Source organism: Rhodoglobus sp. G.S.23, from assembly GCF_056675935.1.
This window is the reverse complement of the sequence record NZ_CM155237.1, coordinates 1754485-1774643: the sequence shown is the minus strand read 5'-3', so window position 1 is coordinate 1774643 and position 20159 is coordinate 1754485. Positions and strand designations below refer to the sequence as shown.

The window sequence follows — 20159 nt, the reverse complement described above, 5'->3', positions numbered from 1 at the left end:
TTAGCTGGGGCCGCGGTTGATGAGCTTGCCGAGTGCGTCGAGACCCTTGCGGGTCCCCACAGCGACGATTACATCGCCAGACTCGAATTTAACCTCAGGACCAGGGGAAGGAACAACATCGTTGCCGCGGGCAATCGCGACGATCGATGCGCTCGTGAGAGTGCGCGCTTTCATATCGCCCATGGGGCGACCGACGAATCCTGAGCCGCCGGGAAGAGAGATCTCTTCGGTGTAGAGCCCCTCAGCCTTCTCGCCAAGAACCGACAAACGGCTGAGCGTGAGCGACGAACCAAGAACCTCAGCGATAGCCGCAGCCTCATCGTCAGTGAGTGAGATGGAGGCAGCGTTCGAGTCAGGGTCGTCCGCATTGAAGAAGGCAAGATCTCGCTCGCCTGAACGCAGCGAAACCACGCTGACACGGCATCCCGAATCAGTGATCACATCATTGCGAACACCAAACCCAGGAAGGTCAATTCGTTCGATTCTTACGCCCACAGTTCCCACTTACCAATTCGCTAGTGGCCAATAGTCCAGCGAGAAGCCTACGCCTCTTACGCTGCAACCCCATACTTTTTCATTGACGTCTCCACAATGGTGAGGCCCTCGAGGCCCGGCATGCGTGAAATGTGCTCATCGAGTTTGCGAAGCTCGCGCAATCCCTCCTCGCCTGAGAACAAGTGGCCCATAACGTGGGTCACTTCTTTAGCGGGCATGATGCTCGAGCCAACCGGACCCCAAGCGCCCCTCAAAGCCAGTCGCGCCAAGACTTGCGCCTTCTTGCTTTTGGCTAAACGCTCTCGAGCCTGAGTCGCATAGAAGGCAACGTGGCGTGCTTCTTGCTTGGCGATTCGGCGAAGCAACTCAGACAGCACCGGATGCTTTTCCATATCCGCGAGCCGGTTGTACGCAGCAACGGCAGACCACTCGTTCGCGGCGCCCCAGATCATGTGCACGGCGATGAAGTCCTTACCGATCACATTTCCGAGCACGGACTGCTTGATCGGGTCGAGTCGATCCTTCCAGCCCAACTTCAGCCGGGTGGCTTTGAGCTCGTCATAGTCGAGAGTCACATCGTGAGCACCGAGCACCTTCGAGAGCGCTTCGCCGTGCCAGAACTCTTCGCGGTTCCACATCGTCATAAACGCACTAACGTCGACCTCCTTGTGGGAGGGCGTGACGAGTAGATCTCGCAGGTAGCAGACCGTGTGGTATTCGACATCCGCCATGTAGCGAAGGCTGCGCAGAGTCGAATCCGGGAGGGGATTGCGCTCAAATTCGGTGAAGTCGAGGTCACCCCACTGCACCTTCTTCGAGGTCGAGGTGTACCGATCAATATCAAATGCCATGAGGTGTGGGAACTAGCTCGACGGCGTCGAGTTCTGTTCCTCTCCTTCCAATTGCACCGGCGCGGTTGCTGTGGCGCGAGGTCGAGGGATGCGGGTATTGGGTGAGCGGCGCTTCCAATCGAGCACGTTCCACCGCTTCTCTTGAGCATGCTTATACAGGTTGACGTCAGGGTTGACGGCACTGGGATTTCCGAGAAGTTGCAGCCACATCAGGTCGGCATGACTGTCGCCGTAGCCATACGACTGGGTGAGGTTGAAACCATTGAGTTCGGCATAGTGGCGCAACCACGCGGCCCGTGCCTCATCCACCAGCGGCGGATCGGCCAAGAAACCGGTGAGAACACCATCACGTTCGTGCATGCGGCCAGCAACGACCTCGTCAAAGTACGGCAAGAAGGGGGTCACCATGAGATCGATTGTTCCCGTGACCAGAATGGTGCGGTGGCCAGCGTCACGGTGCTCCTGAACACGTCGCAGAGCATCCGGCATCACCCGACGCATCATGGCCCGGCCGAAGCTGCCGCGCACCATCCGCTCAATTTCCACAATCTTGAAGCCCTCATAGCGACGCATAAAGGTTCGGATGAACTCGCCACGGTCACGACGTTCAGCACGCAAGTACTTGCGCAAAGAGAAAGTGAAATTGGCGAGGTCGTGCACAACCTTGGCGCGGGGAACAGTTCCACCCCACAGCAGCAAGTACTGCTTCACGAGGTTGGAATCGACGACAGTGCCTTCAAGGTCGAAGACAGCGACAACATCGGTGCGCTGGGGAAGCTTCTTAGCGGTGCGGGTCTTGGCGGCTGGTCGGTTGGCAAATGCCCGCGTCAACGTCGTGATCGCCGGGAAGTGCACCTTCTGGAAGTAGTCCTCCCAGTTGATCTCGGTGACATCGAAGCGTGCACTCTGAGGGGTCTTCTTCGGTAGCGAAGCCAGAAGCTCACGGGTGTTGGCATCATCGAAAATTATCTCCGTCTGCACATACGCGCGATAGAGATTCGTGAAGGCGCGCAGCACGTCAAGCTGATGTTGGCCGCTCTTGACCTCATCCAGCCAACGGCGCGTGCGGGGAGTGGTCGGCATCTTGGTGATCATGCGCTCAGCACGCTCGGCCTGACGCTCGCGCTTCACTAGCGCCTTCTCCACGCGCTGACCTCCGGGGAAACGCCACAGCGGAACCGTGATCTCGCCATCCTCAGCGGGCAGCGGGTTCGCTGTGAAGTAGGCGTTGACGTTCTCATACATGCGGTGGAACGGAAGCGGATTGCTCGCTCCCGAACTCACGTGGTAGTACTGGGGCGCCTTCGGATCAGCCTTCGTGGCGGCGGCCGCCAACGCGGCATTCACGACAAAGTCGACGGGGATGACATCGAGAATCGAATCAGGAAGCCCCGGGAAATCAGGCAACTGACCGCGTCCATAAGCGAGGATCAACGGATCGGCGACCTTGAAACCGTCAATCCAGCCCGGGAACGGGTGGTGAAGTGCACTCTCAATAATCGAGGGACGAACCACCGAAAGGCGGTGCCCGGCCTGAGCCCACAGTTCCTCAGCAACGCGTTCGGCGAACGCCTTCGTCAGAGTGTAGACGTCAGTCCAGCCCAAGCTCTCAGCACGCATACGACCGTAATCGACGAGGCGATCGTGCACCCATTCAGCACGGGCAGCCTCAGTGAATTGGGCAACAGCCTGCGGACCGGCTTTGCCATGACGAGCTTTAGCGGCAGTGAGTTGGGCACGCAGCGCCTCGGGCTGGCGAGACTCGAACTCAACACGAGTGCGCGCCGTGCGAGCAGCCTCATACTCGGCTCGCCAATCAACGTTGTGAACAAGCGATGCTTCGGGAACAATTCCCTTGCGGATGCCGCCAACATAAGCCGTAGAAATATGCACGACGTGAGGACGCGATTTACTGTTCAACAACGCCGTATAGATGCCCGTCGCTCCACCAACATTGGTATCAAACGCTTCATCGATCGGCGGATCAAACGAGACAGTAGACGCGCCGTGGATGACGACATCAATGTCATCGGGCAGCCTGCCGACATCCGTGAGACTGCCTTCAATCACGGTGACCCGGCGAGCAACCTCTTCGAGGGCTTTCTCTTTGCCGAGGGTTTCCATCCACTGCGCAAATACCGGCTTGCGCATGAGATTGGTGAGCCGGCCTTCGCCGCTTGTTGATCCTTTTCCGCGCACGAGAATAGAAATTCGTGTTCCGGGGTGGCTCGAGAGCAAACGTTCGAGAATTGCCTGCCCGACGAAGCCAGTGGCTCCCGTCAGAAAGACATGCTCCGTCGTGAGGGGGGTGATGGTCGTCATAGTTTGGCGGCCCTTTTCATCAGGTGGAGGTTGCTTTGGCCATCGAGGGAATCGACGAGGGCATCAATCTCAGCAATGGTCGCTGGCTGGCTGTTGAATAGATAAGAAAAGAAGAATGCGGTGTTTTCGCGCGGTTCAGCGCGGGCACCGATCGGCCACGGCGTCTTCGCGAGACGCCGCCGCGTGACCTTCTGAGCGCGAGTCGACTCGGCGAGGCGGTGGCGGGCCTGCGCCTCGAAAAACTCCAGCTGGCGCGCCTTAGTCGCTAAGAGCCGCCCGATGAGATCGGCGAGCTGCGGATGAGGCTCACGTTCGAGAAGCCGACGGTAGGCGGCCTGCATGAGCCACTCATCCACGGCACCAAGAGATGTGTGCACGGCCACCATGGGTAGCCCGACAATGTTGGCAACGATCGATTCGCGGATTGTTCGTTCGACAGGAGTGCGGAACGGGGTACGGTCGGCTTCGCCACCCTCGTTCGCGCGAATGACTTGGTCAAGTGCATCCGCAATCCAATACTTCTCGAACGCCCAGGTGATCAAGAATGCGGTAACGCGGGAGTCTTTATGGGTAGCGGTGACCAGCACACTGCGCAGATGCGTCATCGTGCCGCGCTCAACAACCTGCAAGTAACGCAAGACGCGTAGCGTATCTGCGCTCAAGGGCTGAGAGGCGTATGCCTCAAGATTGAGCAGGTCGCGGTAGCTCGCGTGTGCCTCATTGGCATACGCGCGGACGTCAAAATCGGGTGCCGGAATAGACATGTCGTCCAGGGCAACTTCAAGACTTCTTGGCATCGTTCTCCTCCGCTCGAAGCAGTGTGGTGACAGCGACCTCTGACAATTCTAGTTGCGACTCCTCAGAGGAGACACAATCTATAGGGAGGGCTTGCCGTAGTCTTAGAGCCATGGCAATAGCGCTAATTACGGGTGGAACTTCAGGCATCGGTGCTGAGTTTGCCCGGCAACTTGCTCGCAGCGGGACCAACCTTGTCCTGATCGCCCGCAATGAAACTCGCTTGCAAGAAACAGCTTCGACGCTGCACCGCGAGTTTGGCGTGGCCGTCGAGATCATCAGCGCCGATCTTGCCGTGCGCGACGACGTAGTGCGAGTCGCTGCTCGTCTCAGCGATCCAGATCGACCCATTGACCTCTTCGTCAATAACGCGGGCTTCGGGGTGCACTCGAAATTGACCGACACCGATGAGGTGCGCGTGCATGAACATGCCTTCGACGTTATGTGTCGCGCGGTACTGATTCTCGCGGGCGCCGCTGGTCGGGCCATGCGTGAACGCGGCAGCGGTTCGATCATCAACGTGTCGAGCATCGCCGGACTCGTGACCATGGGATCGTACTCAGCGATCAAAGCCTGGGTGGCGTCATACAGCCAAGGACTCTCAGTAGAACTGCGCAATACGGGAGTGACAGTGACGGCGCTCATGCCGGGATGGGTTGTCACCGAATTCCACGAGCGGGCGGGCATCCGCACCGGGTCTATCCCGTCCTTTATGTGGATTGACGCACCGACCCTCGTCACGGGTGCACTGCGGGATTCAGCACGGGGCAAAGTCATTTCCATACCTACTGTTCGGTACCGAGTCATCGGATGGTTTGCTCGACACGTGCCTTTGCGTACAATTCGTTGGATTTCGGCGAAAATTTCTTCAAGCCGAAGTGATGAGGGCTCCGAACCTCAAGGTGTGAAAGATGCGACAACGACATGACCCGGACTTTTGACCGCTTTACCTCGCCGACGATGGCGGGGGCCAGATATGTTGCCCAGCGAGGCCTACTGAAGCCGCTAGTGTGGTCGCTCGTGCGCGTCGATGTAAAGGGAGTCGAGCACATCGAGCGTCACGATGGCCCATTCATCGCCGTTGCCAACCACTCCAGCCACCTTGATGCACCGCTCATCATCGGCGCCTTGCCCCGCAGCCGGGCACGCTACCTCGCCGCCGGAGCGGCAGCCGACTATTTCTTTGAGGTGTGGTGGCGAAAGTGGCTAACCACCTTGTTCTTTAACGCTTTCGCGATCGAACGCAATGCTGAAGGCAAACGTGCTGGCGCATCGCGAGCGCTTCTCGAGCGCGGTGTTCCGCTGCTCATTTTTCCCGAAGGCGGTCGCACCCGCGAGGGTGCACTCACGCGCTTCAAGCCAGGAGCTGCCGCACTGTCAATCAACACTTCAGTGCCGTGCCTTCCTATCGCGCTCGTTGGTGCATCGACAGCAATGCCTCGCGGGGTGAACTGGCCAAAGTCAGGTCGCCTGCCCGTCACGGTAGTCTTTGGCGAACTGCAGCAGCGCCGCGAAGCCGAAACATCGGAAGCTTTTTCTGCACGACTCGCTGAGGTCGTGCGTCAACTGCACGAAACAGTTCAACCCATGCCAAGCGCCACCCCGAAGGGAACGAAATGACCTCTGTCAAACACATGAAGTGGTGGGGTTGGGGCAATGAAGGGGTGGGCTTCCATCACGAAGATAAGCCTGGTTTTGCACCGTTCGTGGAGTACGCAGTAGGTCTTGATCTTGGCTCGGCCACTCGTGCTGGTGAACCATCGTTCGATGAACTCGACGTTCCGAAGAGCAAAGCGACCGCCGCATTCACAAAGCAACTTGCAGCGATTGTCGGCGCGGACTATGTCACTCGAGACGACATGGTGCGCGTCATCCACACCTATGGCAAAGGACTTCGCGACCTCGTACGAATTCGGAGCAATGCCATCAAGCGCAGCCCTGATGTCGTTATCTACCCCGCTGATGAAGCTGAAGTGCAGGCGATCGTGGATGCCGCGGTCGCCGCTAATGCCGTCATTATTCCGTTCGGAGGCGGCAGCAACATCGCTGGCAGCCTCGAGCCGATGCCCGCCGAGAAACGCGTTGTAATCTCGCTCGACCTCGGACGACTTCGCAAGGTTGTGGCAATTGATGCGGATGCCGGCCTCGCTCGCATTCAGGCTGGCGCTCAGGGCCCTGACCTCGAAGAGCAGCTCAATGCTCAAGGTTGGACGATCGGACACTTTCCAGACAGCTTCACGCACTCGACCGTTGGCGGTTGGGTAGCGACGCGTTCCTCCGGAATGCAATCAGACAAATACGGCGACATCGCCGACATTACTCGTGGTCTTCGCGTGGTGCGCCCCGGCGGCATGCTTGTACTTCGGCCCCTGCCAAGTACCTCAAGCGGCCCAAGCGTGCGCGAAATGATCTTAGGAAGCGAAGGGCGCCTCGGCGTCATCACCGAAGTCACTGTCCAGGTGCACCGCATTCCTGCTAAGCGAGATGTCTACGCCTACTTCTTCCCCAACTGGAAGTCAGGAATCGCCGCAATGCAGGCCATCGCCGAGTCGGATGCTGCGCCATCCATCACCCGCATTTCTGATGCAAAAGAGACCGGCTTCTCACTCGCGACGAGCAAGACCCGCACGGGCTTCAGTAAATTTTCGGCCGAAACAGCACTGCCGAAACTGATGACGGCCAAGGGCTGGAACCTTGACGAGATTTGCCTGTCGTTCATTGGCTTCGAGGGCAGCGTTTCTCATGCCAAGCGTCAGAAGAGTCTCGTTGACAAAATTGTCAGCAAGCACGGCGGAATGGGTGTCGGTAAGGGGCCAGGAATCCTCTACGACCAAAAAAAGTTCGACACCCCGTACCTGCGCGACTTCTTGCTCGATATGGGTGCCGCCGGCGATGTCTCAGAAACAGCGACCCCGTGGTCGTCCGTCGTGAAGCTGCACTCTGCAGCCCATAAAGCAGCCCAAGATGCCTACGATTCACTCGGCACCAAAGGCTGGATCATGTCGCACATGTCGCACTCATATCACTCGGGTGCCTGTCTCTACTTCACATTCGCATTCACCTTCGGAGACGATCCACTCGGCGAATATGACACCGTCAAGCGCGCCATCCAACAGTCTTTTGTGGACAACGATGGCACCATCTCGCACCACCACGGTGTCGGCCGTGAGCACTCACCGTGGCTCGAACAAGACATCTCAACGGAAGGTGTCAAAGTCATGCAGGGACTGTTTGACTCTGCAGATCCCGGTGCGAACTTCAACCCGGGCAAGGTGACCCCAGCAGAGTTGGCTGGGGCGACTGCTACTGCGAGTGCGACTGTGACGCCAGCGAAGAAGGCGCCAGCGAAGAAGGCGCCGGCGAAGAAGACGCCAGCGACGAAGAGTCCGGCAGCGAAAGCGCCAGCGACGAAGGCTGAACCGACCAAGAAGGCGCCGGCGCGCGCTACTCCTAAGAAGTAGCGCGCGGGCGGGGTGCCGGTGGCGGCGGCACCTCTTTGGCAGCGATCACTTTGGCGAGTTCAATAGTTTCGAGACCGCGCCTAGTCGCGACAACGCAGTGGCTGTCATCGGCGAGATGAAAGTAGCCGAGGGCATCGGTAGCGCGACCATCGTCGATGAGGTGACGCACGACGACCCGCGTTCCGCTGGTGGTCGCCTTGAGAAACTCTGCCGGGGTCACCATGAGCTCTTGTCGTAGTCCTTCAGGAAGATGCCGAACAGATCTTCGCCGTCCTCGCCGCGCACGATGGGGTCATAGACACGGGCCGCACCATCGACAAGGTCGAGCGGCGCATGAAAGCCCTCCTCCGCCAACCGCACTTTGGTGGGGTGAGGGCGCTCATCCGTAATCCAGCCGGTATCGACGCTCGTCATGAGAATTCCGTCGCTCTCAAACATTTCGCGTGAACTCGTGCGCGTGAGCATGTTGACGGCAGCTTTGGCCATATTGGTGTGCGGATGCCCTGGACCTTTGTAGCCGCGACCGAACACGCCCTCCATCGCCGACACATTCACGATGTATTTGCGGCGGGAGGTGGATGCGGCCATCGATGGACGCAGCATCGAGATCAGCACAAAGGGTGCCGTGGTGTTGGCCAATTGAACTTCGAGCATTTCGAGAGGATCAACCTGATCAACGTGTTGAGTCCACGAGTTGATCGAATCAAGGTCGGGAACAAGCCCACCGGCATCAATCGCGGTGCCGGCGGCTAGTCGTTCGAGTGAGCTTGATCCTGCCGTCATCGCTTGCTCAGTGAGTTCTTCAGCGCGCGTGGCAGCGGCAGCCAGGATGGGGTGAGCTGATACCGACTGTGCGAGCGCCTGCGGGTGCGGGTCGTTCGTGTGTCCGAAGGTCACGAGCTCGGGCAGCGGGCCGTCGGGCAAGGGAGCAAGCTCGCCGTCGACGAGAGGCTGATACGCACCGGGGGAGCGGCGCACCGTCTGCGTCGCATTGTTGATCAGGATGTCGAGCGGGCCCTGAGCCGCGACAGACTCGGCGAGCCCGATTACCTGAGCGGGGTCGCGCAGGTCGATTCCGACGACGCGCAGCCGGTGCAGCCAATCGACGGAGTCGGGGAGGCTCGAGAAGCGACGAACGGCATCCCGAGGAAAGCGGGTCGTGATGGTCGTGTGTGCACCATCCCGCAGCAGACGCAGCGCAATGTACATTCCGATTTTGGCGCGGCCGCCGGTGAGCAGAGCGCGCTTTCCGGTGAGGTCGGTTCTGGCGTCACGCTTGGCGTGATTGAACGCGGCGCAATTCGGACAGAGCTGGTGGTAGAACGAATCGACGGTCGTATACGGCTGCTTGCAGATGTAGCAGGGGCGTGCCTTGATCAGCTCGCCGGCCGACGGAGTTGTCGTGTTTGAGGAGATCGGGATGCCGCGGGTTTCGTCATCGATTCGGTCGGCCGCACCGGTCGCCGTTGCCGCGATCACTTGGCGGTCGGCGTCGGCGATGGTGGCACGCTTCTCAAGCCGACGTTCTTTCTTGACTGCTTTGAACATGGCTGCGGTGGCTCGGCGCACGGTGACAAAGTCGGGGTGCTCATCATCGATCTCGGCCATCTGTTTCAAGACTTTGAGGGTCGTTTCAAGCTCCGTCGGATCAAGACCGCTGGGGCCGGGTTCGGGGGAGTCACTTGAATTGAGCACACCAGATTCTACCCGCGAGCACGCGGTCTCGGAGATCGGGCAGCGTCGTCACGAAGTGGCAATGTCGCGAACGGCAAACTGCAGCAATAGCTCTAAGCTGGCGTGATGATCGTCAGTGTCGTACTCGCGCTTGCTGGCTCGCTGTTTTATGGTGTCTCCGACTTTTTCGGTGGGTTAAGCACTCGCCGTCTTCGCGTTGTTCCCGCGACCACGATCATCCACGTCTTCGCCACTTTCGCCCTCGTCGCGGCGATGCCCTTTGTTGTTGTGCGTTGGGAAGCCGGTGCGATCGTGTGGGGCGCGGTTGCGGGGGTTAGCGCCATTATCGGTCTTCTGACCTTCTACGCGGCACTCGCTGATGGCCCCATGAGTCTCGTCGCACCTCTCATTGCCGTTGTCGGTGCGGTAGTTCCGGTTGGTTTTGCGGTCATCACGGGGGAGCAATTGCCGCTTCAAGCGTGGCTAGCGATCGTGCTCGCCCTCGTCAGCGCGCTGTTGGTCTCGGTGACGAGAGCGGATGCCGCGGTTCGAGTGCGACCCCGCACTGTTGTTGTCGGCTTGGTTTCGGGAGTGGCCTTAGGCACCGCGTTGATTGCTCTTGACCACGCACCGGAGTCGGCGGGGCTTGCCACTGCTGTTGTTGAGATTCTGGTGGGGCTCGGCGCGATGCTCATCTTGCTTGCTCTCACTCGGCTGCTCCCGTCGCTCAAACGATTCTTCGCTCAGTTCGATCATCAGCCAGAAGGGGGCCCGGTCGTCAGTGTGAGTCGGGCGCGACTGCTTGCTGCTGCTGGTGGGGTGCTCGTTGGTGCGTCAAACGCTTTCGTGTTGTTCGCACTTCAGCTCGGAAGCTTGGCCGTGGTGTCAGTGCTCGTCAGTCTCTACCCGCTGGCAACAATCGTGCTCGCAAGATTTACGCTCCACGAACGCGTGAGCAAAGTGCAACTCGTGGGGATGGGGCTTGCGCTTGTCGCTTCCGTTATGTTGGCGCTGAGCTAGCCGTCGTTGTCGCGGCCGTCCTCCGGCTACGGTTGAACAATGCCCTCACTCTTGGATGCGCTTCCGACGCCCTATGACGCAGACGCAACCTATGACGCTTTCGTGGGGTGGGCATCCGATCGCGGTTTGAGTTTGTATCCGGCGCAAGATGAAGCGGTCATCGAGCTGGTTTCGGGCGCGAATGTCATTTTGTCGACGCCGACGGGAACCGGCAAGTCACTTGTGGCAATCGCCGCTCACGCTATTGCCCTTGCGCAGGGCCAGCGCACCTTTTACACGGCACCGATCAAGGCGCTTGTGAGCGAAAAATTCTTCGCTCTTGTCGACATTTTCGGTGCAGAGAATGTCGGAATGGTGACGGGTGACTCCTCGGTCAACGCCGACGCCCCCATAATTTGCTGCACAGCAGAGATTTTGGCGAACCTCGCTTTGCGGGAAGGGGCGGACGCGCGAGTCGATCAGGTAGTGATGGATGAGTTCCATTTCTACGCTGACCCCGATCGTGGCTGGGCGTGGCAAGTGCCGTTGCTCATTCTGCCGAACGTTCAATTTGTGTTGATGTCGGCGACGCTCGGTGACATGCAGCCACTAGCCGATGACCTGAGTCGGCGCACAGGCCGTGAGACAAGTTTGATCACGGGTGTCGAGCGCCCGGTGCCATTGCACTATTCGTGGGCGATTACGCCAATTCACGAAACCGTTGAGGATCTCCTGTCGACCGGTCAGGCACCGATCTACATCGTGCACTTTTCGCAGGCAGCCGCCCTTGAGCGAGCCCAGGCGATGACCAGCATCAAGGTGGTCACCCGTGAACAGCGCGACAAGATCGCTGAGGCAATTGGTGACTTTAGATTCACGACGGTGTTTGGAAAGACCCTGTCTCGACTTATCCGGTCGGGAATCGGCGTTCACCACGCTGGCATGCTGCCCAAGTACCGCCGACTCGTCGAGCAGCTTGCCCAGCAAGGACTACTCCGCGTCATTTGTGGAACAGACACCCTCGGCGTCGGCATCAACGTGCCAATCCGCACGGTGCTATTGACTCAGCTGACTAAGTACGACGGCACCCGCATGCGCCAACTCACTGCGCGGGAGTTCCACCAGATCGCCGGGCGTGCGGGGCGTGCCGGCTTCGATACTGCTGGCACTGTTGTGGCCCAAGCGCCAGAACACGAATCTGAGAACGCCAAGATGGTGGCGAAAGCCGGGGACGACCCTAAGAAGCTCCGCAAGCTCGTACGCAAGAAGGCTCCTGACGGTTTTGTGACGTGGAGCGAGTCAAGCTTCGAGCGGATGATCGCCGCTGAGCCCGAACTGCTCACGAGCAACATGCGCATGAACCACGCCATGATCCTCAACGTGATTGCCCGCGGGGGAGACGTTTTCTCGAACGTGCGCCACCTTGTCGAAGACAACCATGAGCCACGCACCAGCCAGCCTGCGCTTGCTCGTCAGGCGCTCGCGATTTACCGCACTCTGCGCACCGCCGAGATCGTTGAAGAACACCGAATTTCTGACACCGTCATCGTGGATGGCGAAGAAGTCGAAAGCTTTGACGAACGAATTGAGATCCGGCTGACGGTAGATCTGCAGGCCAACTTTGCGCTCAACCAGCCGCTGTCGCCTTTTGCGGTAGCGTCCTTCGATTTGCTTGACAAGGAGTCGCCCAGCTACGCGCTCGACATGATCTCGGTGCTTGAAGCGACCCTCGACAACCCGCGCCCGATTTTGTCTCAACAGCAGTTCATGGCCCGCGGTGAAGCCGTAGCAGCGATGAAGGCGGAGGGCATCGAATACGACCAGCGAATGGAACTACTCGAAGAAGTCACGTGGCCGAAACCGCTCGAGGAACTGCTCACCGCGGCCTTCGAGATGTATAGCGCCAGCCAGCCGTGGATTGGTGACTTCGAACTCAACCCCAAGACCGTAGTGCGCGATCTCTATGAACGGGCAATGACCTTCGCTGACTTTGTCGGCTTCTACGGACTGGCACGTAGCGAGGGTCTCGTGCTGCGTTACCTGTCGGACGCGTATCGGGCTACCCGCCAAACGATTCCGGATGACGCGAAAACTGACGAACTTCTCGACCTCATTGAGTGGCTGGGCGAGTTAGTGCGCCAGGTCGACTCGAGTCTCATCGATGAGTGGGAGGCAATGACGAACGGGGCAGACAGCGCAACGAGCGGCGAGCCCGTGTTGCCGCCAACGCCGGCATCCGTCGTTACTAATGCGCGAGCATTCAGGGTGCTTGTGCGCAATGAGATGTTCCGTCGAGTTCAGTTGGCCGCTCGCGATGACGCTGTGGCTCTTGGCGAGTTGGATGCGGCGGCCGGGTTTGATGAGCAGGCCTGGGGTGAAGCACTCGACCGCTATTTCGAGGAGCACGACAGCATGTCGACGGCCGGGGATGCGCGTGGCCCCGCGATGATCGCCATTACAGAAATGCCGGGCGCGTGGCAGGTTCGCCAAATTATCGCTGATCCGGCCGGAAACCATGATTGGGCCATAGCGGCATCGGTGGATCTTGTGGAATCTGCTGCCGAGGGCGTTGCCGTGGTGCGCGTCTCAGGTTTCGACCGCTTGGACTAGCAGCCCGGCGGGAATGTTCGGCCGTTGGCGGGTGTTTAATGGCGATGTGACACGAGATCAACGCCTAATTCTGATCATCGCTATCTTGGCGTCGTTTGTGGCGTTTCTCGATGGTTCGGTGATCAACGTTGCGTTGCCTGCTATTCGTGCTGAGCTCGGTGGTGGTCTCAGTACGCAGCAGTGGGTGGTCGACGCCTACCTGATTACCCTTGGTTCACTGATTTTGCTTGCGGGATCACTCTCTGACGTGTTCGGCCGCCTCGTGATACTACGGATCGGACTGATCGCATTCGGTGTCGTGTCTTTGGCGATTGCGGTCGCACCCAGCGCTGAACTTGTCATCGTGTTTCGCGGCTTTCAGGGAGTTGCGGGGGCTTTGTTGGTTCCCAGTTCGCTCGCACTCATCATGTCGACGTTTAGAGGCGCTGCTCAAGCCAAGGCGATTGGTCAGTGGACGGCATGGACCAGCGCGGCCTTCATCGTTGGACCGGTGTTGGGAGGCATCTTCGTTGACCTCATCAGTTGGCGACTCGTCTTTGCGATCAATGTCTTGCCCATTGCGGTGACGTTGTGGCTGCTCGTTGTGCTCGGGCACCGAGACGAGCGCAAGAAAGATACCCGCGTTGACTTCCTCGGGGCTGTCTTGGGAATTGTAGGTCTTGGCGGCCCAGTGTTTGCTCTCATCGAGCAAGGAAACTATGGCTGGGGCAGCCCCGCAGTATTCATACCTTTCGCTGTCGGGCTGATTTCCCTGGTCGCCTTTGTGCTCTGGCAACGTCGCGCACCTCAACCGATGTTGCCCTTGGAACTATTTCGGCAGCGCAACTTCAGCATGGGCAACATCGCGACGCTCTTTATTTATGGAGCGTTGGCTCTTGGTGGATTTATCGTCGTTGTTTACCTCCAAGAAGTGGCGGACTTTGGGGCAACGCAAGCAGCACTCGCTTTTCTCCCGTCATCAATTGCCATCATTGTGCTCTCCTCGTATTTCGGAGGTCTGAGCGGCAGATTCGGCCCCCGAATCTTCATGACCGCTGGTCCGCTCCTCGCGGGCGTTGGCTATGTGACGTTCCTCTCGATGCAGGAGAGTGTCAACTACTTCACTCAGGTGCTCCCCGGAGTCCTATTGTTCTCGGTGGGACTCTCAATGACAGTTGCCCCACTGACGTCTGCCATTCTCGGCGCAATTTCAGCGTCCCAAGCGGGCATTGGTTCCGCGGTGAACAATGCTGTGTCCCGAATCGCTGGCCTCATTACGGTTGCGATGCTCGGAGTCATCGTGGTCGGTCCCTTGACCGTCGATAATTTTCATCGCGTGATCATCGTCACGGCGGCGCTGCTCTTTACTGGCGGTGTTGTGTCGTTTCTGGGGATCCGCAACCCTGCTCGTGTTGACCCAGAATCGGTGGATACTTCCCCGCCTCTGCCCTAGGGCGACAACAAGCAACGATGCTGTCGCGGCTTTCGGCTAACTCAGTTGTGGAGCCGAAAGCAGCAGCAGCGCCACAGCGACGAGCGCCGCCGCAATGGTGAGGCGGAACAGCATCCGCTTCAGAGAATTTCGGATGACCAAGACGACACTGGCCACTGCCAAAACGAGGATCACGGCGAGGCCGAGAAACGAAATGATCGTGATCTGTTGTTCCGGGCCGAAGACGATTGCGACCGGGGCAGCGACAAGACTGATGGCAATCACGAATCCCGAAACACGCGCGCCTAAACGGTGGGGGAGGCCACGCACCCCCGTGTCGTCATCATCGTCGAGATCCGGGAGAACGTTACTGAAGTGCGCGGCGATCCCCAGAAGCGCGCCAGCTGCCAGCGCCCAGTAGTGAGCGAACTCGGGCGGGTCAGCGGCCAACGTGACGATCGCCGGAAGCGAACCAAATCCCAGAATGTAAGGCACGACGGATGCCGCAGTCGACTTAAGCCCCAGGTTGTATAGCCAGCCGCTTGCGAGAAAGAGCGCATGTGCGATCGCCGCGAGTGGCCCGACAGTCAGAGAAACCAGCACAGAGGCGACCGCCAAGAACAGCGCGACTCTCGCTACCAGTGATGACGACAGCTCGCCGGTCGCAATCGGTTTGTCACGGCGACCGTTTCGACGATCGCGGGCAGCATCAAGCCAATCATTGGACAGACCGATAGAGAGCTGGTTGCACAAAATCATCAGCGTAACGGCGGCAACCCGCCACGGTTCTAGCCCGACCCCTACGGAGAGCGCCAGCGCGATGAAGGTCACCGCTACGGTCGGTCCCGGGTGCGAAGACCGCAGAAGTGCGTGAAGCATGCCGTAAGAATAACGCGCCACGGCATCCAAATTGCGGACTCCCAGCCGCGGTGACTTATGTTGATCAATGTGAGTGAAGTTTTTGATGCCTCGGTGCTTGCCGCCAAGCTGCCCGGCACGTGGAGTGTTGTGGCGACCAATTTTCCGATGTGGCTCGATGGGTCTCGTCACAATCCCGAATTCAGCTATGAAATTCTCGAGGGTGCCGAGTTAGTGCTCGCCGATACCGTGAGCTATCTCACCAGTAGCGGTGAAACGAAAACGATCGTGGGAACCGACCGACTCCGAGACGACGAGTTCATCTGGCGCGGTCAGGGTTGGCTCAAGATCCTCACTAGCCGCTGGCAAGTTGTTGGTGCAGACGACGCGTTCGATATTGCCGTTGTGCGCTTTGCCCGCTCGCGGCTGACACCAGCGGGAATCGACGTTCTCGTTCGTAAGACCACTTCGGTGCCGGCAGTACGATCTACGGTCGCGCACACTACTGAGCAGTTCGGGATTAGTGCCGAAGAGTTCGCCTCGCTCACTTGGCTGTAGTCCTCCAACGCCACTGATCCGGGTACCATCTCAAGATGGCTATCGTGCGGCGTACCCTAGCGGCCGCAATACTCGTTGTCCTGAGTGCTTCTGCGTTCGGCTGCAGTTCGAATCAGTCGAGTCAGGTGGTTCCCGCACCGACTTTTGCGCCTCGAGCTGAGCGCCCGGCGATCGATCCGGTCGCCCAGTATGCCAGCGATCGCCTCGCAACTATGACGCTGAGGCAAAAAGTCTTGAGCATGCTTATGGTGCATGTGTCCGGAACTCGCCCCGGCAGCACTTCGCCCGGTTCGTATGCGGGGGTCGGCGGGTACATCTTGATGGGCGACAACATTCCAGGATCGCTGGCTGAACTGAGCGCTGAAACTGCTGCGCTCAGCAGCGAGACGGGACTCCCTGTTTTGATCGCGACTGATCAAGAGGGTGGAATCGTCAAACGCGTTCCCACTGATGACTCATTGGCTGCTTCTCAGTTACGGGGCCTTTCTCCGCGTGACAGTTTTGACGCGTTCGCGCAACGAGGTGCGCTGCTCGAGTCGGTCGGTATTTCAGTGAACTTTGGCATCGTCGCCGACGTTTCCGGGGACCGATCCAGCTTCATCTTCGAACGCTCTTTCGGCGCAACGGGCGCGGATGCGGCAGCCAGGGTATCCGAGGCGGTTGCCGGTGAGTCTCAAGTTCTTTCCACCCTCAAACACTTTCCGGGTCACGGGGCGGCGCCGGGCGATTCGCACTCGAGCATCCCGTCAACATCGATGACATTCGATGAGTGGCGCACGAGTCATGCTCTGCCTTTCGAAGCGGGAATCGATGCGGGAGCACCATTCGTCATGTTCGGTCATCTCGCGTTCACTGCAATTGATCCTGAACCGGCAACTTTTTCGACGCGCTGGCACCAGATTCTGCGTGACGATCTCGGGTTCGACGGCGTATCTATTACGGATGACATGGGGATGTTGGAGAGCTCCGGAGTGCCCGAGTATTCGAATCAGGTGACGAATGCTGTTCGTGCGATAGAGGCCGGCAACACGATGCTGCTCTACGTTGGCGCGGTCGATGCGCCCGCTATCGCCACCGCAGTCGCCACCGCCATCGAGAGCGGTGCCCTCGAGGAGTCGGTCGTCGATGACGCGGCGCTCAAGCTGTTGGCTGTTCGCCGTGCTTTGTCGGGGGAGACTGGCCGTTTTGTGAGCTGTGCTGAGGACTGTGCCGCTATCGCTGGGTAGCAGTCGAGTGCGCAACTGTGCGCACAACCCGACTCTGACTATCGCGTCAGCTATCCGTTGTCAGAGTCGCCGACGATTACTTCGTGAACTCGGCGGACATCCTCGAGAAGTGAACCGATTAGGATCCAGTGCTGCGGATGCGGCGAAAGCACGGTGAGCGGTGCGGTGAGCGTGAGCAGGTCGTTTGTCGCTGGCGCAGACTCCCGGTCCTCTGGTGCGCGACCGCGCAGTCTCAAGTCGTGTGCCGCGCGCTCGAGTTCGCGGGCGATGGAGATCACGACCGGGTCTGTCATGAGATTGGTGTCATAGCGGTCGTGAATGGCCCGAGCCATCCCGAGGGTGCGAGTGACGAGTACGGTCAGGATCGCGAAGAGTTCGGTCTCTCGGCGCAGCATCCGGTGATGTTTGCTCTTTCGAGGGTTGAGGGTGAGGCTATCTGCGCCTTTGCGGAGCGCCATTGCTGCCTCGTCGCGCAGATCGCGCAGCATGCGTGCATCATCGAGGAGCTTGCGAAGATCGTCTTCTGATTGCGGCGTACTGAGTGCTCGTGCGAGAGATTCGAGCACGGTCGCCGTTTTCTTAGTGAGAATGCCGACGGCTACTCGCACGGGGCTCACGAGCACCGGGGCCACAATCGCGAGGTTGACGATCAATCCAATAAGTGCGCCGATGATTGTTTCGACAATTCGTTCTGCGGCATAGCCGGCATTTTGTCCGCCTAGAGCGAGGACGAGCATTGCACTAATCGGTATCTGGTTTGCGGAGCCCGGGCTCAATCGCAATGCCCAAGCGACGATGACGGAGATGATGATGACGCTCAGAATGACCCAGCTCTGGTCGCCAAAGAGTTGGCCTGCGCCGAGCGCAATGACAACACCGGCAACGACACCGATGCTGCGCTCAACCCCTTTTTCGATCGACTGTGTAACGCTCGGCTGAACCACCAAGAGCGCCGCAATCGCCGCAAAGATGGGTAATGGTTGTTGTAGCGCGAAGCCAGCAACAATCCACGCGATTACGGCCGCAACCGAGGTCTTAAGAACCTGAAGCAGCGGTGAACGACGCGCAAGGGTAAGCGTCGTTACTAGCTTCACTTTCGGCTCGTGACTTTCGAGATCGCGTCGGCAGCGCGCACAAGGGCGAGGTGGCTGAGCGCTTGAGGAGTGTTGCCTGCCTGACGTTCGTTGACAGTGTCATACTCCTCGCTGATGAGTCCAACATCGTTGGCGAAGCTCACGAGGCGGTCCATCAACACGGTGGCGTCATCAACGCGACCGGAGCTTGCATACTGCTCAACGAGCCAGAACGAGCAAGCGAGGAAGGGGTTCTCGCCCTCGGGAAGTCCGTCTACTCCAGACTCAGTTCGGTAGCGGAGCACGAGGCCATCAACGAGGAGTTCTTCTTCGATGGCAGCGACGGTCCCGATCATGCGGGGGTCGTCTGCGGCAAGGTAGCCAACCTGGGGAAGCTGGAGTAGCGATGCATCGACGCCGGTGCCGCCGTAGTACTGGGTGTAGGTTCCGCGCTCAGCATCCCAGCCATCGCGTTCAATCTCTTCGTGAATCTCGGCGCGGATCTTGATCCAATTTTCGACGGGGCCTTCGAGGCCGAATTCTTCGACTGCGGTGATGGCGCAGTCCATGGCCGCCCAGAGCATCACGCGCGAGTGGGTGAAGTGGCGTTCAGGGCCGCGGATCTCCCAGATTCCATTGTCTGGTCGGTTCCAATTGTCTTCTACGAAAGTCATCAGCGCGCGCTGAAGGGGCCACGAGAAGTCGTTCTCGTGCACTCCGGATCGCCGAGCGGCTTGGAGGGCGACCATGACTTCTCCGAAGACGTCTCCTTGGAATTGGTTGAAAGCGCCATTGCCGATTCGAACGGGGCTGGCTCCTTCGTAGCCGGGAAGGGAGTCAAGTTCGCGCTCCTCAAGCCAGCGTTCGCCTGACAGGCCGTACATGATTTGGACGTCGGCGGGGTCACCAGCAATGGCACGCAGAAGCCAGCGGCGCCACGCTTCAGCCTCGGCGATATAGCCATGATCGAGCAGTACGTGAAGGGTGAGGGCGGCGTCGCGAAGCCAGACATACCGGTAATCCCAGTTGCGACTTCCGCCGAACCACTCTGGCAGGCTCGTTGTCGCTGCGGCAACGATTCCGCCGGTGTCTTCGTGAGTCAGGGCGCGCAGAACCAAAAGTGAGCGTTTGACGATCTCGGGATACATCTCGGTCGGCTCGCAGTGAGATGCCCAGCCATTCCACCATTCGCTTGTTCGCGCGAGCACGTCGTCGACGTTTACCGCCGCTGGCGGGTTGCGGTGCGCGGGGTACCAGGTCATGGTCAGGTCGCGAGTTTCTCCTTCGCTGATCATGAAGTTGGCGGTGTGTTTGTGGTCTGCCGAGTGCAGCTCGATGCCGCGGGCGACGACGGCGTCTGGGCCGGCAACTCCGATGACGGCGTGACCACCGGCTTCGGGCGCTTGGTGCAGCCACGGAAGTGCGGTGGCATAACCGAAACGGATTAGTAGTTCGGTGTGCATTGCGACGGTTCCGCGGACTCCTCGGATGCGGCGCACGACGTCAGCGCGACGGTTTCCGTAGGGCATGAAGTCGATAACTTCGACTTCGCCGTCGTCTGTCACCCAGTTGGTGACAAGGATGAAGGTGTTCTCGCGATACTTGCGAGTGACGGTTACGGTTGCTGATTCGTAGAGACTGGCGATCGGCGCAACAAGCCAGCGGCCATGGTCTTCGTTGCCGAGCAACGCTCCGAACATGGATGCGGAGTCGAATCTGGGAAAACAGAGCCAGTCGATACTTCCATCGCGGCCGACAAGGGCCGCCGTCTGGCAGTCGCCAATAAGGGCATAGTCTTCGATTGGTAGCGCCATACGACAATCATT

Annotated in this window: 17 protein-coding genes; 8 read left to right on the top strand and 9 right to left on the bottom strand. The window is 59.2% G+C overall.

Annotated elements, in window-relative coordinates; genetic code table 11:
* The 4 genes from AC1ENN_RS08495 to AC1ENN_RS08480 are packed head-to-tail and all read right to left on the bottom strand — an operon-like array spanning position 1 to position 4465.
* On the bottom strand, positions 1 to 495 hold the full coding sequence (locus tag AC1ENN_RS08495; protein ID WP_449646917.1) for a cation:proton antiporter regulatory subunit: 495 nt from the start codon (positions 493 to 495) through the stop codon (positions 1 to 3).
* Between the two features lie 56 nt (positions 496 to 551).
* Complete coding sequence (locus tag AC1ENN_RS08490; protein WP_480405838.1) at positions 552 to 1346, bottom strand: ferritin family protein; 795 nt, start codon at positions 1344 to 1346, stop codon at positions 552 to 554.
* 12 nt (positions 1347 to 1358) lie between these two features.
* Complete coding sequence (locus AC1ENN_RS08485; RefSeq protein WP_480405837.1) at positions 1359 to 3668, bottom strand: SDR family oxidoreductase; 2310 nt, start codon at positions 3666 to 3668, stop codon at positions 1359 to 1361.
* On the bottom strand, positions 3665 to 4465 hold the full coding sequence (locus tag AC1ENN_RS08480; RefSeq protein ID WP_449646914.1) for a hypothetical protein: 801 nt from the start codon (positions 4463 to 4465) through the stop codon (positions 3665 to 3667). The genes AC1ENN_RS08485 and AC1ENN_RS08480 overlap by 4 nt, the downstream gene beginning before the upstream one ends.
* A gap of 110 nt (positions 4466 to 4575) precedes the next feature.
* Here AC1ENN_RS08480 and AC1ENN_RS08475 point away from each other — a divergent pair, with 110 nt between their 5' ends.
* From AC1ENN_RS08475 to AC1ENN_RS08465, 3 genes are read left to right on the top strand one after another with little or no spacing between them, the layout of a single operon-like run.
* Entirely contained in the window at positions 4576 to 5391 is an 816-nt protein-coding gene (locus tag AC1ENN_RS08475; RefSeq protein WP_449646913.1) for an SDR family NAD(P)-dependent oxidoreductase, read from the top strand.
* Positions 5388 to 6083: a lysophospholipid acyltransferase family protein gene (locus tag AC1ENN_RS08470; protein ID WP_449646912.1), complete on the top strand. Its 696-nt coding sequence runs from the start codon at positions 5388 to 5390 to the stop codon at positions 6081 to 6083. The genes AC1ENN_RS08475 and AC1ENN_RS08470 overlap by 4 nt, the downstream gene beginning before the upstream one ends.
* Complete coding sequence (locus tag AC1ENN_RS08465) at positions 6080 to 7924, top strand: FAD-binding oxidoreductase (protein WP_480405836.1); 1845 nt, start codon at positions 6080 to 6082, stop codon at positions 7922 to 7924. Before AC1ENN_RS08470 ends, AC1ENN_RS08465 begins: the two co-directional genes overlap by 4 nt.
* Here the strand turns inward: AC1ENN_RS08465 and AC1ENN_RS08460 are convergent.
* Together AC1ENN_RS08460 and AC1ENN_RS08455 are read right to left on the bottom strand one after the other, a co-directional pair.
* Positions 7914 to 8147 (bottom strand): hypothetical protein, encoded by a 234-nt coding sequence (locus AC1ENN_RS08460; protein ID WP_480405835.1) that lies wholly within the window; start codon positions 8145 to 8147, stop codon positions 7914 to 7916. The genes AC1ENN_RS08465 and AC1ENN_RS08460 overlap by 11 nt on opposite strands.
* Complete coding sequence (locus tag AC1ENN_RS08455; RefSeq protein WP_480405834.1) at positions 8141 to 9619, bottom strand: SDR family NAD(P)-dependent oxidoreductase; 1479 nt, start codon at positions 9617 to 9619, stop codon at positions 8141 to 8143. The genes AC1ENN_RS08460 and AC1ENN_RS08455 overlap by 7 nt, the downstream gene beginning before the upstream one ends.
* Positions 9620 to 9724: 105 nt before the next feature.
* Here AC1ENN_RS08455 and AC1ENN_RS08450 point away from each other — a divergent pair, with 105 nt between their 5' ends.
* Genes AC1ENN_RS08450 through AC1ENN_RS08440 form a run of 3 tightly spaced genes read left to right on the top strand, consistent with a single transcriptional unit; the run spans position 9725 to position 14639 of the window.
* Positions 9725 to 10618, top strand: coding sequence for an EamA family transporter (locus tag AC1ENN_RS08450; RefSeq protein ID WP_449646908.1), 894 nt, complete (start codon positions 9725 to 9727; stop codon positions 10616 to 10618).
* Positions 10619 to 10657: 39 nt separating this feature from the next.
* Positions 10658 to 13207, top strand: coding sequence for a DEAD/DEAH box helicase (locus tag AC1ENN_RS08445; RefSeq protein ID WP_449646907.1), 2550 nt, complete (start codon positions 10658 to 10660; stop codon positions 13205 to 13207).
* 46 nt (positions 13208 to 13253) lie between these two features.
* Positions 13254 to 14639, top strand: a complete 1386-nt coding sequence (locus AC1ENN_RS08440; protein WP_449646906.1) for an MFS transporter — start codon at positions 13254 to 13256, stop codon at positions 14637 to 14639.
* A gap of 36 nt (positions 14640 to 14675) precedes the next feature.
* Here AC1ENN_RS08440 and AC1ENN_RS08435 read toward each other — a convergent pair whose 3' ends face one another.
* Complete coding sequence (locus AC1ENN_RS08435) at positions 14676 to 15497, bottom strand: UbiA family prenyltransferase (protein WP_480405833.1); 822 nt, start codon at positions 15495 to 15497, stop codon at positions 14676 to 14678.
* A 69-nt stretch (positions 15498 to 15566) separates the two neighbouring features.
* Between AC1ENN_RS08435 and AC1ENN_RS08430 the strand changes: the two genes are divergently transcribed.
* Positions 15567 to 16034, top strand: coding sequence for a hypothetical protein (locus AC1ENN_RS08430; protein ID WP_449646904.1), 468 nt, complete (start codon positions 15567 to 15569; stop codon positions 16032 to 16034).
* Between the two features lie 35 nt (positions 16035 to 16069).
* Positions 16070 to 17260: a glycoside hydrolase family 3 N-terminal domain-containing protein gene (locus AC1ENN_RS08425; protein ID WP_480405832.1), complete on the top strand. Its 1191-nt coding sequence runs from the start codon at positions 16070 to 16072 to the stop codon at positions 17258 to 17260.
* Positions 17261 to 17310: 50 nt separating this feature from the next.
* Here the strand turns inward: AC1ENN_RS08425 and AC1ENN_RS08420 are convergent, their stop codons facing one another.
* Both AC1ENN_RS08420 and AC1ENN_RS08415 read right to left on the bottom strand, forming a co-directional pair.
* Entirely contained in the window at positions 17311 to 18354 is a 1044-nt protein-coding gene (locus tag AC1ENN_RS08420) for an FUSC family protein (protein WP_449646902.1), read from the bottom strand.
* Positions 18351 to 20147: a glycoside hydrolase family 15 protein gene (locus AC1ENN_RS08415; protein WP_449646901.1), complete on the bottom strand. Its 1797-nt coding sequence runs from the start codon at positions 20145 to 20147 to the stop codon at positions 18351 to 18353. The genes AC1ENN_RS08420 and AC1ENN_RS08415 overlap by 4 nt, the downstream gene beginning before the upstream one ends.
* Between the last annotated feature and the right edge of the window lie 12 nt (positions 20148 to 20159).